Origin of the sequence: Kaistia dalseonensis (assembly GCF_030814715.1) — a bacterium.
Lineage (GTDB): Bacteria > Pseudomonadota > Alphaproteobacteria > Rhizobiales > Kaistiaceae > Kaistia > Kaistia dalseonensis.
In genome coordinates this window covers 564,508-579,585 of record NZ_JAUSVO010000002.1, presented here as the reverse complement: position 1 = coordinate 579,585, position 15,078 = coordinate 564,508, and the positions used below count along the sequence as shown (strand labels likewise).

General features: G+C 65.4%; 12 protein-coding genes. 7 read left to right on the top strand and 5 right to left on the bottom strand.

All coding sequences use genetic code 11. The features are described 5' to 3' along the window. Nucleotides 1-1,614, top strand: coding sequence for a GMC family oxidoreductase (locus QO014_RS08855; RefSeq protein ID WP_266348320.1), 1,614 nt, complete (start codon nucleotides 1-3; stop codon nucleotides 1,612-1,614). Here the strand turns inward: QO014_RS08855 and QO014_RS08850 are convergent. Then, complete coding sequence (locus tag QO014_RS08850) at nucleotides 1,611-2,876, bottom strand: glucoamylase family protein (protein ID WP_266348319.1); 1,266 nt, start codon at nucleotides 2,874-2,876, stop codon at nucleotides 1,611-1,613. The two genes, QO014_RS08855 and QO014_RS08850, sit on opposite strands and share 4 nt — an antisense overlap. Beyond that, nucleotides 2,873-4,693: an ABC transporter ATP-binding protein/permease gene (locus QO014_RS08845; protein WP_266348318.1), complete on the bottom strand. Its 1,821-nt coding sequence runs from the start codon at nucleotides 4,691-4,693 to the stop codon at nucleotides 2,873-2,875. Before QO014_RS08845 ends, QO014_RS08850 begins: the two co-directional genes overlap by 4 nt. Before the next feature lie 200 nt (nucleotides 4,694-4,893). Here QO014_RS08845 and glpD point away from each other — a divergent pair, with 200 nt between their 5' ends. The 5 genes from glpD to QO014_RS08820 all read left to right on the top strand — a co-directional run bounded on the left by glpD (nucleotide 4,894) and on the right by QO014_RS08820 (nucleotide 12,334). After that, the gene (gene glpD, locus QO014_RS08840; protein ID WP_266348317.1) at nucleotides 4,894-6,414 is read left to right on the top strand and encodes a glycerol-3-phosphate dehydrogenase; all 1,521 of its coding nucleotides are present in this window, start codon (nucleotides 4,894-4,896) and stop codon (nucleotides 6,412-6,414) included. Between the two features lie 25 nt (nucleotides 6,415-6,439). Then, complete coding sequence (glpK, locus tag QO014_RS08835) at nucleotides 6,440-7,927, top strand: glycerol kinase GlpK (RefSeq protein ID WP_266348316.1); 1,488 nt, start codon at nucleotides 6,440-6,442, stop codon at nucleotides 7,925-7,927. Between the two features lie 181 nt (nucleotides 7,928-8,108). After that, nucleotides 8,109-9,263: a patatin-like phospholipase family protein gene (locus QO014_RS08830; protein ID WP_266348315.1), complete on the top strand. Its 1,155-nt coding sequence runs from the start codon at nucleotides 8,109-8,111 to the stop codon at nucleotides 9,261-9,263. Nucleotides 9,264-9,436: 173 nt separating this feature from the next. Continuing rightward, a complete protein-coding gene (locus QO014_RS08825; protein ID WP_266348314.1) occupies nucleotides 9,437-9,748 on the top strand; it encodes a hypothetical protein in 312 nt (103 codons plus the stop codon). 171 nt (nucleotides 9,749-9,919) lie between these two features. Further along, nucleotides 9,920-12,334: a carbohydrate-binding family V/XII gene (locus QO014_RS08820; protein ID WP_266348313.1), complete on the top strand. Its 2,415-nt coding sequence runs from the start codon at nucleotides 9,920-9,922 to the stop codon at nucleotides 12,332-12,334. A gap of 173 nt (nucleotides 12,335-12,507) precedes the next feature. Here the strand turns inward: QO014_RS08820 and QO014_RS08815 are convergent, their stop codons facing one another. Both QO014_RS08815 and QO014_RS08810 read right to left on the bottom strand, forming a co-directional pair. Further along, the gene (locus QO014_RS08815) at nucleotides 12,508-12,984 is read right to left on the bottom strand and encodes a cyclic nucleotide-binding domain-containing protein (protein ID WP_266348312.1); all 477 of its coding nucleotides are present in this window, start codon (nucleotides 12,982-12,984) and stop codon (nucleotides 12,508-12,510) included. 10 nt (nucleotides 12,985-12,994) lie between these two features. Then, nucleotides 12,995-13,678, bottom strand: coding sequence for a response regulator transcription factor (locus tag QO014_RS08810; RefSeq protein WP_266348311.1), 684 nt, complete (start codon nucleotides 13,676-13,678; stop codon nucleotides 12,995-12,997). A gap of 140 nt (nucleotides 13,679-13,818) precedes the next feature. Here QO014_RS08810 and QO014_RS08805 point away from each other — a divergent pair, with 140 nt between their 5' ends. Next, nucleotides 13,819-14,334 (top strand): L,D-transpeptidase family protein, encoded by a 516-nt coding sequence (locus QO014_RS08805; RefSeq protein ID WP_370877112.1) that lies wholly within the window; start codon nucleotides 13,819-13,821, stop codon nucleotides 14,332-14,334. Here the strand turns inward: QO014_RS08805 and QO014_RS08800 are convergent, their stop codons facing one another. After that, nucleotides 14,335-15,012: a YggS family pyridoxal phosphate-dependent enzyme gene (locus QO014_RS08800; RefSeq protein WP_266348309.1), complete on the bottom strand. Its 678-nt coding sequence runs from the start codon at nucleotides 15,010-15,012 to the stop codon at nucleotides 14,335-14,337. Between the last annotated feature and the right edge of the window lie 66 nt (nucleotides 15,013-15,078).

The following is a 15,078-nucleotide window of genomic DNA, read 5'->3' as shown; positions in this document are numbered from 1 at the left end:
ATGGAGTATGACTACATCATCGCGGGTGGCGGTTCGTCCGCCTGCGTGGCCGCGACGCGGCTCGTGCGCGACCATGGCGCGCGGGTGCTGCTGATCGAGCGCGGCCCGGCGCATTACGCCCGCATCATGCGCATGCCGGCCGGCTACATGAAATATCTCGGCCGCGACGATTTCCTCGAGATGCACGAGCCCGTGCCGCAGCCGCAGCTCGGCGGCCGGGCCCCGATCGTGCCACAGGCCAAGGTTCTGGGCGGCGGCTCCTCGGTCAACGCCATGGTGTATATGCGGGGCCAGCGCGAGGACTATGACGGCTGGGACGCCATGCTCGGTGGCCATTCCGGCTGGTCCTATGGCGAGATGCTGCCGCATTTTCGCGCGCTGGAGCACAATACGAAGTTCAACGACGCCTATCACGGCATTGATGGCGGGCTCTGGGTCTCCGATCCCGGCTCGACCTGCAAGATGACGGAAGCCTTCATCCTGGCGGCGCAGGGCGCGGGCATCCCCTATAATCCCGATTTCAATGGCGCGCGGCAGGCTGGCGTCGGCATCATGCAGCACACCATGGGCCGAATGCGGGGCCGGATGGAGCGCTGCGACGCCGTCACCGCCTTCCTGTCGCAGGTGATGGGTGATCCGAGGCTCACCGTGGTGACCGATGCGCTCGTCACGCGCATCATCGTCGAGAAGGGTCGCGCGGTCGGCATCGAGTACAAATTCGGCAATGCGCTTGTCACCGCGCATGCGGCCGCCGAGGTCCTCGTCGCGACGGGCAGCTACAACACCGCCAAGCTGCTGATGCTGTCCGGCATCGGCCCGGCCGACCATCTCGCCGAGCACGGCGTCAAGGTCGTCGCCGACCTGCCCGGCGTCGGGCAGAGCCTGAATGATCATCATGAAGTGCCGGTGATCTGCTCGACCAAGGGCGCCTTCGGCTATTTCGGCGAAGATACTGGCTGGCCGATGGTGAGGAACGGGCTGCAATATCTGGCCTTCGGCACCGGGCCGGTGACCACGACCGGCATCGAATCCTGCGCCTTCTATGACCCCGATGGGGGCGAGCGGCCAACGATCCAGCTCTATTGCGCGCCGATCGTCTATCTGGACCGCGACATCACCACCATGAAGCCGACGCACGGCGTCACGCTGACGTCCTGCCTGCTCCGGCCGAAGGCACGCGGCACGGTGAAGCTGCGCTCGACCGATCCGGCGGCGCGGCCGCTGGTCGATTCGAACTTCTTTGGCGATCCGGACGATCTGCGCCTGACGATCGCCTCGCTCCGCTTTGCGCGTGAACTGCTTGCGACCGCGCCGGTCGGCGCGATGATCCATGACGAGATGCTGCCGGGTGCCGGCAAGACCTCCGATGCCGAGCTCGCGGCGTTCTGCAGCCAGACGGTGAAGACGAACTATCACCCGACCGGCACGGCGCGGATGGGGCGCGATGACGACCCGATGGCGGTGCTCGATACAAGGCTGCGCGTCCGGGGCGTCGATGGCCTCAGGGTGATCGATTGCTCCGCCATGCCGGCCGTGCCGTCCGGCAATACCAATGCGCCAGTGATGGCGCTCGGCGACCGGGCTGTCGCCTTCATCACGGGCGAGGCGGTTTAAGCGGACGCCAGGCGCGGGCTGTTGAAATCGAGCGACCGCAGGCCGCGCTGTATCTGGGGATCGCGCATGACGAGGTCCCAGATCAACCCGCTGCGGTAATTCTCGATCATGATGATGATCGGGCCCTGGTCGATTGCCAGATGCGTCTTCGCATACCAGCCGACGCTTTCATTGAAGGCGTCGGTGAAGCCGTAATCGCGCCAGATGTGCGCGCCGAGATCGTCGTGGAAATGGCGGATCGCCCGCATGCTCGCTTCCGGCAGATAGGGGAAGCTCGACAGCGCCGCAGTGGGCGTGATCACGCCCAGATCATTGTCCGGCGCATGGGCGGAGTAGCCCTGGTCATTGTCGCTCGCCGTCAGGCCCCAGCAATCCGGTCCATAGCCGGCAAACTTGTTAGGGTTACGGACGCAGTGCTCGTAGTTGATGCGGGTATGGGCGACGTTCTGCGCCCAGTAGTCGGCATAGCGATCGACGAGGCCGCGCGGATCGAGACCCAGGAACGAATAATGCGCGAAGAAGAGGGGCCCGCCGCCATCAGGGCCGAGCGGCAGCTCGATATCGTAGAAGCGGCGTCGGTTCAGGAACGTCCGGCTCTGGGTGAAGCCATTGTGATAGACTGCCGGCACGATCGCATGCTGTGGCGCGCCGGCCGCCAGAACGAAGGCGATCAGGCATTCGTTCCAGCCGAGAATCTCGTGGTTCATGATCCAGCCCTGGTTCGGGCTCCAGTGCCAGTAGAGCGCTTCGCGGCCGTCGCGGGTGAACCAGTCCCATTCGACGCCGCTGCAGAGACCGTCGATCAGGCCACGGATCTGGACCTCGTCTCCTTCGCCGACGAAGTAATTGCGCGCGGCGATCAGGCCCTGCAGCAGCAGCGCGGTCTCGATGATGTCGGCGCCGTCGTCGCGACGGCCGAAGGGGAGCGTGGCGCCGGTCGTGCCGTTCAGGAAATGCGGGAAGGCGCCGTGATAGGATGGCGTGCGCCAGAGAAAGCGAACCATCTTCAGGAGCCGCTCGACAGCCGCCGCGCGGCTCACCCAGCCGCGTTCGACGGCGACGATGATCGCCATGACGCCGAAGCCGGTGCCGCCGGTCGCGCACCATTCGTCGTCCCCGAGCGTCCGGTCGCGGATGAGCCCGGAAACGGGATGGGCGAAATCCCAGAAATAGCGGAAGGTCTGGCGCTGGACGAGATCGAGCAGCGCGTCGTCCGAAAGGCGCTCCTGCTGCGCGGGCTTGGCATGCCGGCTTCGTGTCATGAGGGTGTTCCGGGCGCTGTCTCGATCGCCGCGGCGGTGTCGTCGGCAATGTGTTCAGGTTCAGCTGGTTCGACGAGAACCAGATTGGCCGTGCGATTGTAGAAATCACCGGCGGATGGGCGCGCCGAGACCGTGACCAGGGCCGATTTCGCGAGATCGGTTTCGAGGATCGAGCGGAAGATCGCGCGCTGTTCGTCGTCGAGCGTGTCGATCGACTGCTCGCTGAAGATCCATTGCGGCTTGAGCAGGAGCAGGCGCGCGAAGGTCAGGCGTTCCTCGTCGTCGGATGAGAGCTCGCGGCCCCATCGCGACTTGCGGTCCAGCGATGGCTTGAGGCGCGAGAGGCCGACGCGGTCGAGCGCGGCGCCAAGGTCGCCGTCCGAGAGGCCTGATCCCGAAGTCGGATAGGTGAGGGCGGCGCGCAGCGGTCCGTCCGGCACATAGGGGCGTTCGGGCAGGAACATCGCCTTGCTGCGGGCCGGCAGCAGGATGGTGCCGGATCCCCATGGCCAGAGGCCCGCCAGTGCCGAGAAGAGGGCGCCGCGTCCCGATCCGGTCCGATCGACGATCAGCATGCGGTCGCCGGGCAGAATGTCGATTTCCGGCTGGTCGAGCCGCGCCCTATTGTCGGTCCAGCGCACCGAGACGTCGCGCAGGGAAAGACCATCCATTGGATCGGGTTCATAGGCGATCCGACCGGCGCCGTTGCGCTGGTCTTCGAGTGACGTCAACGCCTCGCGGAAGCTCATGACGCGGGAGAGCGTCGCGCGCCAGTCGGCGATGGCGCTGAAATTGTCGACGAACCAGCGCAGTGAATTCTGCACCTGGTTGAAGGCACCGACGACCATCATCAGCTGCCCGAAGGAAAGCTGGCCGCCGAAATAGCCGGGGGCGGCGATGACGATCGGCGCCACGATGCCGACCCAGCCATAGCCGGCCGTGACCCAGGTCAGCCGCGCGATCGAATCGACGAGCCGGCGCATGACGGCGAGCAGCCGCTCGAGCTCTTCGTTGAGGCGGCCCCGTTCATCCGCCTCGCCGGCATTGAGGACGATGCCATTGGCGTTCTCGCTGACCTGGACCAGGGCGAAGCGCATGTCCGCCTCGCGCGCATAGCGTTCGACGCCGATATTGATCAGCGGCCGGCCGACGCGCCAGGACACCCAGGAGCCGGTTGCGGCATAGATCAGCGCGCACCACACCATATAGCCCGGGATGACGATGCTCATGCCGTCGATGACGAGCGCGATGCCGCTCGAAAGGCTCCAGAGCACCGTAATGAAGCTGACGAGCAGCAATGAGGACTGGAGCAGGCCGATGCCGAGCCCGGCTGTCAGCTCCGCGAGATGGCGCGCATCCTCGTGCACGCGCTGGTCCGGGTTGATGCCGATGTCGCCGGCGTCGCGGAGCAGGACCAGCCGCCGCGGCTTCAGCCATTGGCTGATCAGGTCACGCGTCAGCCATTTGCGCGACTGCAGCTTGATCATCTGGTCGAGCCAGGTCTGCGCGACATTGAGGGCGAGCAGCACGCCGGCAATGCCGCCGAACACCATCAGGTAGAACAGGAAGGACGGAACGTTCTTCTGCTCGATCGCGTCATAGAACGGCTTGTTCCAGGCATTGAGCACGATCTGCATGCCCGATGTCGCGATGATCACCGTGACCATGCCGACAGAGAGCAGCACGAAGGTGCTCCGCCCCGACGAGTGCCAGAGCGCCGACATGAAGGCGGTAAACTGTCGAATCAGCTCCTCTATCTCGCCGCGCATGTCCAGTTCAGGCGCTTCGCCAGTAGAGTCGTCGGGTCGTTCCGTCATTGAATCAGGGTCCGGATCACGTCGCCAAGCATACCAATCGGCGCGTGAAAATCTTCCTGCAATCTTTCTGGCGCTTAAATTCGATGCAGCGCCGTGATCAATTCAGCGCGTCGGCCGTGCGCGTGAGCGCCCGGCGGCGGATATCGCGGCAGGCAAATGGACGCTATAGAAGCGCGTAGTGCGGGCAGGAGAGCGGCATCGTGTCGATCTACGACATCTTCGTCATCGGTGGCGGCGTGAATGGTTGCGGCGTCGCCCGCGATGCGGTCGGGCGCGGCTATTCGGTCTTCCTGGCCGAGATGAACGATCTGGCGAGCGGCACGTCCTCGGCGGCGACCAAGCTCATCCATGGCGGGCTGCGCTATCTTGAATATTACGAGTTCCGCCTGGTGCGCGAGGCGCTGATGGAGCGCGAGGTGTTGTGGGCCAACGCGCCGCACATCATCCATCCGCTCCGCTTCGTGCTGCCGCATCACAAGGGCCTGCGCCCGGCCTGGCTGCTGCGGCTCGGGCTCTTCATCTATGACCATCTCGGCGGCCGCAAGGCGCTGCCGGCGACCCGCACGCTCGATTTGCGGTCGGACCCGGCGGGCAAGCCGCTGAAGCCGCTCTATCATCGTGCCTTCGAATATTCCGATTGCTGGGTCGACGATGCCCGGCTGGTCGCGCTCAATGCGCGCGATGCCGTCGATCGCGGCGCGATCCTGCGGACCCGGACGAGGGTCGAATCCGTCGAGCGGCGAATTGACCATTGGTCGGTCCGCATCCGCGACACGGTCTCCGGTCAGGAGGAGACGGTTCTGGCGCGCTTCGTGGTCAATGCGGCGGGGCCATGGGTCGACCGCGTGCTGCGGGCCGTCGGTAATGGCGAGACGGAGCACAATGTCCGCCTCGTCCAGGGCAGCCATATCATTGTTCCCAAGCTCTACGACCATGACCGCTGCTATTTCTTCCAGAATGCCGATAACCGCATCATCTTCGCCATTCCCTACGAGAACGATTTCACGCTGATCGGCACGACTGATCGCGACTATGCGGCCGACCCGGCCAAGGTCGCGATCAGCGATGAGGAGATCGATTATCTCTGCGCAGCGGCGAGCGAGTACTTCCGGGCGCCGATCCGGCGCGAGTCGATCGTCTGGACCTATTCCGGTGTTCGCCCGCTCTATGACGACCACGCCACCAGCGCGCAGGAGGCGACGCGCGACTATGTGCTGAAGGTCGACGGGGAGGGCGCCGAGCCCCGGATGCTGAACGTCTTCGGTGGCAAGATCACGACCTATCGTCGGCTGGCGGAGAGCGTGCTCGCCAAGATCGAGCCGATCCTTGGCCGGCGCGGCCCGGCCTGGACCGCCAAGGCAGCCCTGCCCGGCGGCGACTTTCCGATCAACGGCAAGCCCGCTCTGGTCGACACGCTCGCGCGCGACTATCCGGGCCTGCCGAGGGCGCTTCTGGTTCGTCTCGTCGGCCATTACGGCACGCGGGCGCGCATGATCCTTGGCGAGGCGCATTCGGAGGCTGATCTGGGCCGGGCCTTCGGTGCCGGCCTGTCGGAGGCGGAGGTTCGTTATCTGATCCGCGAGGAGTGGGCGCGGACCGCGACGGACGTTCTTTGGCGGCGGTCGAAGCTCGGCCTGCGGCTGTCGGCGGAGGAGGTTGCGGCACTCGAGGTCTTCATGGCCGAGATCGCCGATGAGGCGCTGAGCGCCGCCGCCCAATAAGAGACGGAATGCCCGGGAGGATTTGATGGGTGACTTTGTCCTGGCGATCGACCAGGGGACGACTTCGACGCGGGCCATCGTCTTCGATGGCGATTATCGGGTCCGTGGCATGGGCCAGCAGGAATTCCGGCAGCATTTTCCGCGCTCGGGCTGGGTCGAGCATGATCCGGAAGATATCTGGCGCACGACCGTCGAGACGTTGCGTTTCGCGCTCGCCGATGCCGCCTTGGCCATCAGCGACATAGCCGCCATCGGCATCACCAACCAGCGCGAGACGACGCTCATCTGGGACCGCGAGACCGGCAGGCCGATCCACAACGCCATTGTCTGGCAGGACCGCCGCACCGCAGATCTCTGCAACCGGCTGAAGGCGGAGGGCGCGGAAAAGACCGTGACCGAGAAGACGGGCCTGCTGCTCGATCCCTATTTCTCCGGCACCAAGATCGCCTGGATCCTCGATCATGTGGAGGGCGCACGGGCGCGGGCCGAGCAGGGGGCGCTCGCCTTCGGCACGGTCGACAGCTTCCTGCTCTGGCGCCTCACCGGCGGCGCTGTCCATGCGACCGATGCGACCAACGCCTCACGGACGTTGCTCTACAATATCGCCGCCGGCGCATGGGACGATGAGCTTCTCGACCTTTTGCGCGTGCCGCGCGCGCTGCTGCCCGACGTGCGCGATTCGGCCGCCGATTTCGGCCTGACGGATCCGGCGGTCGTCGGGGCCGCGGTACCGATCGCGGGAATCGCCGGCGACCAGCATGCCGCGACGCTCGGGCAGGCCTGCTTCGAGCCCGGCATGATGAAGTCGACCTATGGCACCGGCTGCTTCGCGCTCCTCAATACCGGGGCGGAGATGGTGCCGTCGCGCAACCGCCTGCTCACGACTATCGCCTACCAACTCGACGGCAAGCCGACCTACGCGCTGGAAGGGTCGATCTTCGTCGCTGGTGCCGCCATCCAGTGGCTGCGGGACGGGCTGCACCTGATCGAGCGGGCGGATCAATCCGGCCCGCTGGCGGAACAGGCCGATCCGCACCAGAACGTCTATCTCGTGCCGGCCTTTACGGGCCTCGGCGCCCCGTGGTGGGATGCGGATGCGCGGGCGGCACTCTTCGGCCTGACCCGCGCAACGGGCCCGGCCGAACTCGTTCGCGCCGCGCTCGAATCCGTCTGCTACCAGACATGCGACCTGCTCGACGCGATGAAGCGCGACTGGACCGGCGGCAGCGAAACCGTTCTCAGGGTCGATGGCGGCATGGTGGCGAGCGACTGGACCATGCAGCGCCTGGCCGACCTTCTCGACGCACCGGTCGACCGGCCGCTCGTCCTGGAGACGACGGCGCTCGGCGCGGCCTGGCTTGCGGCCCGCCAGCGCGGTATCTGGCCCGACAAGGACGGCTTCGCGCGGGATTGGCGCCGCGATACACGCTTCAAGCCCGGCATGAAGGCGGATGAGCGGGCCACAAAGCTCGCAGGCTGGCACGACGCCGTCCGCCGAACGCTGACGCATTGAGCGGCAAATCGGCGACGGGGCGGCTTTTGTCTTGTCTCTGCCTTCGAAACATTAAGAATGCCGGGCTATAGCTGCTGTTTCGGAAGAGCAACGGATATCGGGCCGTCAGCGGATGGCTGCCTTTTCTTGGGCTGACCGATCGGGGTTCTTCATTCATCGCGCCAATCATTCGGAGTTCGACATGGCAAGGCCGGCTACCGCCAGGAAACTGGATATTGCGGAGATCGCGAAGAAGTACGATCGGGTGGCGCTGGTCTTCCAGGGCGGCGGCGCGCTTGGCGCCTATCAGGCGGGCGTGTATCAGGCGCTGGCGGCCGCCGGCTGCGAGCCGACCTGGCTGTCCGGCGTGTCCATTGGCGCCATCAACGCCTCGATCATTGCCGGCAATCGCCCCGAGGATCGCATTCCCCGGCTGCGCGCATTTTGGGAGACGGTCTCGGGCCAGAGCATTTGGCCGATGAAGCCGCAGGGCGACATCTTCCACGACATGCGCAACCGCATCAGTTCGGCCATCACGGTCGCCTATGGCCGGCCCGGCTTCTTCCGGCCGCGCCCGGTCAATCCCTGGCTGCTGCCCGCCGGCGCCGAGGGCGCGACCAGCTTCTACGATACGGCCGATCTTCGCGCGACGCTCGAAAAGCTCATCGATTTCGACATTCTGAACGATGGTACGAAGCGGCTCAGCGTCGGCGCCGTCAATGTGCAGACCGGAAACTTCGTCTATTTCGATACGGACGAGATCGAGCTCGGGCCGGAGCACATCATGGCGAGCGGCGCGCTGCCGCCCGCTTTGCCGCCGGTCAAGATCGAGGGTGAATTCTATTGGGATGGCGGCATCGTCTCGAACACGCCGCTGCAATATCTGCTCGACCAGGACGAGGATCGAAGCTCGCTCGTGTTCCAGGTCGATCTGTTCAGTGCGCTCGGCAATCTGCCGCGCAGCATGGGGCAGGTGCTGGGGCGCCACAAGGACATCATGTATTCGAGCCGTACGCGGCAGAACACCGACAATTTCAGCCGCATCCACGGCTTGAAGCAGCATCTGCTGGATGCGCTGAAGCGCCTTCCCGACGACAAGATCACCGACGAGGAACGGGCGATGATCGCCGATTTCTCCGAGCCCGGCCTCGTCAACATCGTTCACCTGATCTACCAGCACAAGAATTACGAGGGTCAGGGCGCCGACTACGAGTTCTCGAATCTCTCGATGAACGAACATTGGGAGACAGGTCTCGAAGACACGGCCCGGACGCTGCGTCATGGTGACTGGCTGCTGCCGCCCACCCATGCGCGCGGCGTTTCCATCCATGACCTGCACCGCGACGACCCGACCTGAAGCCGTCGGATCGGCGGGGAAAAAAGGGCAGAATACCAACAAATCCAACTGTTTGGATTCTGCTTTCATCAACGATTGCGACCTAGGACTGACCGTGAAAATGCGAACCACCATTTTCAGGAGCAGTCATGAGGATGCGGCGCGAAATCGGATCTGTCGGCCAGAAACGGCCGATGGAATCCAAGCTGAAACGGCGCCGGGGGCCGGGCAGCGACCCGCGTGGCGACACCGCCAGGCTCGAGGCGCAGCGGCTCGAACTCACCGATGAGGAGCGCGCCCGCTTCGAGGGTGACGCCGGCCTGACGACGGACCTCGATGGCCACGAGGCTTTCCGGGGGCTCACCTATGCCGAATCGCTCGAATATATCGTGCTGATGCGCCGTGGCCTGGAGAATGAGGACAGCGCGTTCATGCGCTATGTCGAGCTGGGCGATCGCCATGCGGCGGCCCAGAACGCGCGGGTCCCTTCGCCCGGTACGCCCTGAGGGGGTCTTCGCGCGCTTCCCGTGCTATGAACCGCCCGACGGATGCCATGGTTCCGCCACGGATACTGGTGAGAACAGTTTCGGGAATACGCGTTGCAACTGGCAATGTATATTTGCCGGCGATGCGGGGTTATTAAGTTCTTCTGTGCTCTTGAGATTGGGGGGAGACGAATGTCTCGCTATCGTTACGCCGTCGTGCTTGCGCTCGCCGCAAGCGCCTTGTCGCCCGTTGCATTGCCGCCGTTTGCCGGCGCGGCTTTTGCGCAGGAGGCCGCCGCGCCGGCGCCGTCTGCTTCCGCCGTCCTGGCCTGGCCGCGCAGTTTCGACGTCGCGGGGAAGGTCCTGCAGGTCTACCAGCCACTGATCGAGAACTGGAACGGCGATCAGATCTCCGGCCGCGCCGCCGTGGCGCTCGGCCCCAAGGATGGCACGCCGGTCTATGGCATCGCCCGCTTCACCGCCCATGTCGAGATCGACAAGCCCTCGCGCCTCGCCGTGCTCGGCCCGATCTCGATCGACCGGGTGGACGTGCCGACCGATCAGACGCAGGACGCCACGCTGAAGAGCGCGCTCCAGTCGCGCATTCCGACCCAGGGCTGGACCGTCGCGCTCGACCATCTGCAGACGAGCTACGCCGCAGGCAAGGGCCTGACGGCCGAGATGAACGTGCCGGTCAAGAACGAGCCGCCGCACATCGTCTTCAAGGCGATGCCGACCGATCTCGTACTGATCTCCGGCAGCCCGGACCTCAAGCCCGTCGAAGGCGCCTCGACCTATCAGCGCGTCATGAACACGCGCGCGCTGATCCTGCTCAGCCCCGACAACATCTATCACGCCAATGTCGCCGGCTATTGGTACCAGTCGCCGAGCCTCGACGGATCATGGGTCTCGACGACCGAAATCCCTCAGGCGCTGGCCGATGCGGCCAAGGTGGCGAGCTCGGCCGATGCGCCGGACGCCATGCTGCCGGAAAGCGGCAAGAAGCCCGACCAGCCGCCGGCGATCCTGATCGCCACGATGCCGACCGAGCTGGTGCTGACGACCGGCGAGCCGCAAATGGTTCCGGTCGGCGGCACGTCGCTGCTGCGCATGAGCAATGCGGATCACGCCGTCTTCCTCGATCCGAACAGCAATCTCTATTACGTGCTGGTCTCGGGCCGCTGGTTCAGCGGCAATGGCGGGCCGACCGATCCGTGGAACTATGTCCCGGCCGGCAGCCTGCCGGCGGACTTCGCCAAGATATCGCCGCAGGATCCCGGTGCTACGGCGCTCGTCTCTGTGCCCGGCACGCCGCAGGCCAAGGAAGCGGCGATCGCCGCCACCATTCCGCAGACCGCGGTCGTCAAGCGTTCGACGACGCTCGACGTCCGATATGATGGCGGCACGCCGAAGTTCGTCGCCATTCCCGGTACGAGCCTCGCTTATGCCGAGAATACGGCGACGCCGGTGATCCAGCTCGATGGCGGCCGCTTCTATGCGGTCTCCGCCGGTGTCTGGTTTGTCGCGCCGACGCCGGTCGGCCCCTGGGTCGTGGCCGATGTCGTGCCGGATGCGATCTACACGATCCCGGTCTCGTCGCCGGTCCATTACGTGACCTATGTCCGCGTCTATTCCTCGACGCCCGATACCGTCGTCGTCGGCTACACGCCCGGCTATTTCGGCGTGGCGATCAACGATGGCGTCGTCGTCTATGGCACGGGCTATTCCTGCGCGGGCTATGTCGGCACGGTCTGGTATGGCTGCCCGGTCACCTATGGCTACGGCGCCAATTTCGCGCTCGATACGGCGGCCGGCTTTGCCTTCGGCTTCGCTGCCGGCGCGATCTGGGGTTCGGCTGCGCCCTATTGGGGTCCCTATTGGGGCGCCGGCCCGTGGGGCGGTTCGTGGAACCACGTCAACATCAACCAGACCAACATCTATGGCCGCTGGGGTGGCGAGGCGACCGTCAACCACGCCTGGGGCTACAATCCCGCCACCGGCAACGAATGGGCCGCCCGCTCCTATGCCGGCCACACCGCCGACGGCACCGACTTTGCCGGCCGTTCCGCTGCTGCGTTCAACCCCTATACCGGCAATGGCGCTGCCGGCCGCCAGTCGGCCAGCTACAACGCCAATACCGGCATCGGTCATGCGAGCGAATCCGGCATCACCGACAATGACGGCCATATCAGCGCGGATAGCCGCGGTGTCGCCGGCAATGCGAAGACCGGCAACGGCGTCGCCTGGAACAATGGCAATGTCTACACCGATCATAACGGCAATATTCATCAGTACAGCGATGATGGCAGCTGGCAGACCCATACGCAGAATGGCTGGCAGCCCGAGCATGATCAGGACACGTTGAACGACCTGAACAACCAGCGCAGCTTCCAGAGCGCCGGACAGGACCGCGTCGACGACTTCAGTTCGCGGGGCGGCTTCGGCGGCTTCAGCGATGGCAGTGACCATTTCGGCGGCTTCGGCGGCGGCGGATTTGGTGGTGGCGACTTCGGCGGCGGCGACCGCTTTGGCGGTGGCGGGTTCGGAGGCGGCGGCTTTGGCGGCTTCCATGGCGGCGGCTTCGGCGGCGGTGGCTTCCGCCGCTGATCGCGAAACGCGCAAGACTTCAACGCCGCTCTGGAAACAGGGCGGCGTTTTTCATGGAGTGGTCCGGCTCATCGCCGGTGAAGCGCGGAATAGGGCGGGCCGAGAGGATCCATCCATCCGACGTGTCGCGCTTTCCCTGGCGCGAAGCGGTGTCCGCCTCGCTCGGAAGCGCTCTACGGCAGTTCGGGATAATGCAGCGCGTCGAGCTTCGCGTGGACGCCAGCGAGTTCGCCCACCGTGTCGCCGAGGCGCTGGCGGAGCCTAACGAAGAGCCGTGTGGCGACTTCGGGATATTCCGTCAGCATGCGGCTCATCAGCGTGCGGTCGATCTCGACCACGACGGTATCGACCAGCGCAGTCGCCGTGGCGGGCCGCCTCGTCTCGACGAAGAGCGCTGTCTCGCCCAGCAGCGAGCCCGGACCGAACTTGCCGAGCGAGCGGACGGTCTCGCCATGATGCGCGGACATCTCGATCTCGCCGGACATGATGATGAAGCCCGACAGCGCCTTGCTGTCGGCCTTGAACAGGATCCGCCCGGCCGGAAGCTCGAGGCGGATGCCGCTGAAGGCCAGCAGGCGCAGATGATCGCTCGCCAGATCCGACAGAAGCGGCACGCGGCTCAGGAGAGAAATGTCCTCGGCGAGCGTCATAGACCCAACATCATGGAACCAGCTTGTATCCGCCGGCCTCTGTCACCAGAAGCTCGGCAATGGACGGCTCGCGCTCGATCTTCTGCCGCAGCCGGTAGATGTGTGTTTCCAGCGTATGCGTGGTAACGCCAGAATTATAGCCCCATACCTCATGCAGCAGGATATCGCGGCCCACGACCTTCTCGCCGGCGCGATAGAGGAATTTGAGGATCGAGGTCTCTTTTTCCGTCAGGCGGATCTTCTGCCCGCGCTCGTCGAGCAGCAGCTTGGCGCTCGGGCGGAAGGTGTAGCGGCCGATCGTGAAGGTCGCGTCCTCGCTCTGCTCGAACTGGCGCAGTTGGGCGCGGATGCGCGCAAGCAGGACCGCGAAGCGGAACGGCTTCGTCACATAGTCGTTCGCGCCGGATTCGAGTCCGAGAATGGTATCGGATTCGGAATCATGGCCGGTCAGCAGCACGATGGGCGCCTTGAAGCCGCCCTTGCGCAACAGCTTCACCGCCTCGCGACCATCCATGTCGGGCAGGCCGACATCCATGATCAGAAGGTCGGTCGGCTCGCTCCGGGCGCGCTGGACCCCCTTGGTGGCGGTCGCCTCTTCGGCAAGCTCGAACTCTTCGTAGAGCGAAAGCTGCTCCACCAGACTCTCGCGCAGCAAATCATCATCGTCGACAACGAGGATCCGACGTGCAGTCATATGTGTTGCCTCTGCGGTTCCTCCGGATTCCCCAGCCCATCCGAAGCACACTTATGAATCATTCCGCCAACGTTTAACCTTCTCGGGCGCCGCCGCGCAAGCAAGCCCCAACGTCAAAGCGTACCATGAGCGCCCGGAACATGACGATCATCGAAGTTCGATCCCGCCCCGGCTCGCGCACCAGGGGTCTGCTGCGGATCGGACAGGCGGTTTACCCCTGCGCGCTGGGCCGCAGCGGCCTCACCCATGGCAAGCGCGAGGGCGATGGCGGGACCCCGGCGAGCCGCATGCGCGTTGTGGAAATCCGCTATCGGCCGGATCGGGTCGCCCGTCCGCGATCGCTGCTGCCCACCCGTCCGCTCCGTGCCGATGACGGCTGGTGCGATCAGGTCTGGGACGCGAACTACAACCGGCCCGTCAAGCTGCCCTACCGCGCCAGCCATGAAGCGATGTGGCGCGCCGATCATCTCTATGACGTCGTCGTGGTGCTCGACTGGAACCTGTCGCGCCGGGCGCAGGGCAGGGGCAGCGCGATCTTCTTCCATCTCGCGCGGCCCGGCTTCTCGCCGACCGAAGGCTGCGTCGCCGTGCGCAAGGCCGACATGCTGGCCATTCTGCGCCGTCTTCGCCCGGGCGCGATCGTCTCGGTCGCCTGATCAGGCGATCGGCGGCCGATGACCGAAGATGGCGCCGCCGACGCGCATATAGGTCGCGCCGTGGGCGATCGCTGTTTCGAAATCGCTGCTCATGCCCATGGAGAGTTCGCGCAGCCCGGCCTCGGCGGCGAGCTTGGCGAGCAGCGCGAAATGCGGCCCAGGAATTTCGTTGGCGGGCGGGATGCACATCAGCCCGGCAATGGCGAGGCCGTGCTCGGCGCGGCAGCGCTCGACGAAGGCGACCGCCTCGCGCGGCGCAATGCCGGCCTTTTGTGGCTCGAGCCCGGTATTGACCTGAACGAAGAGGAGCGGCGTGCGGCCGAGCCGGGCCATTTCATCGGCGATCGCGCCGGCGATCTTGTCGCGGTCGATCGTGTGGATGGCGTCGAAGAGCGAGACTGCCTCGCGCGCCTTGTTGGATTGCAGCGGGCCGATCAGGTGCAGCTCGATATCGGTGGTCTCAGCGCGCAGCGCCGGCCATTTCGACTGCGCTTCCTGCACGCGGTTCTCGCCGAACCGGCGCTGGCCGGCCGCGATCACGGGCCGGATCGCATCGGCGTCGAAGGTCTTCGAGACCGCGATCAGTTGCGCGCTGCCGGGAGCACGCCCATATTGCGCTTCGGCAGCGCCAATGCGTTCAAGCACGGTTGCGAGACGCGCTTCGACATCGTCGGACATGGTGCCTCCGGAACAAAACGATTGTTGCGCCTAACACGCCATCAAAGCCTGCTCAACCGCTGCGGC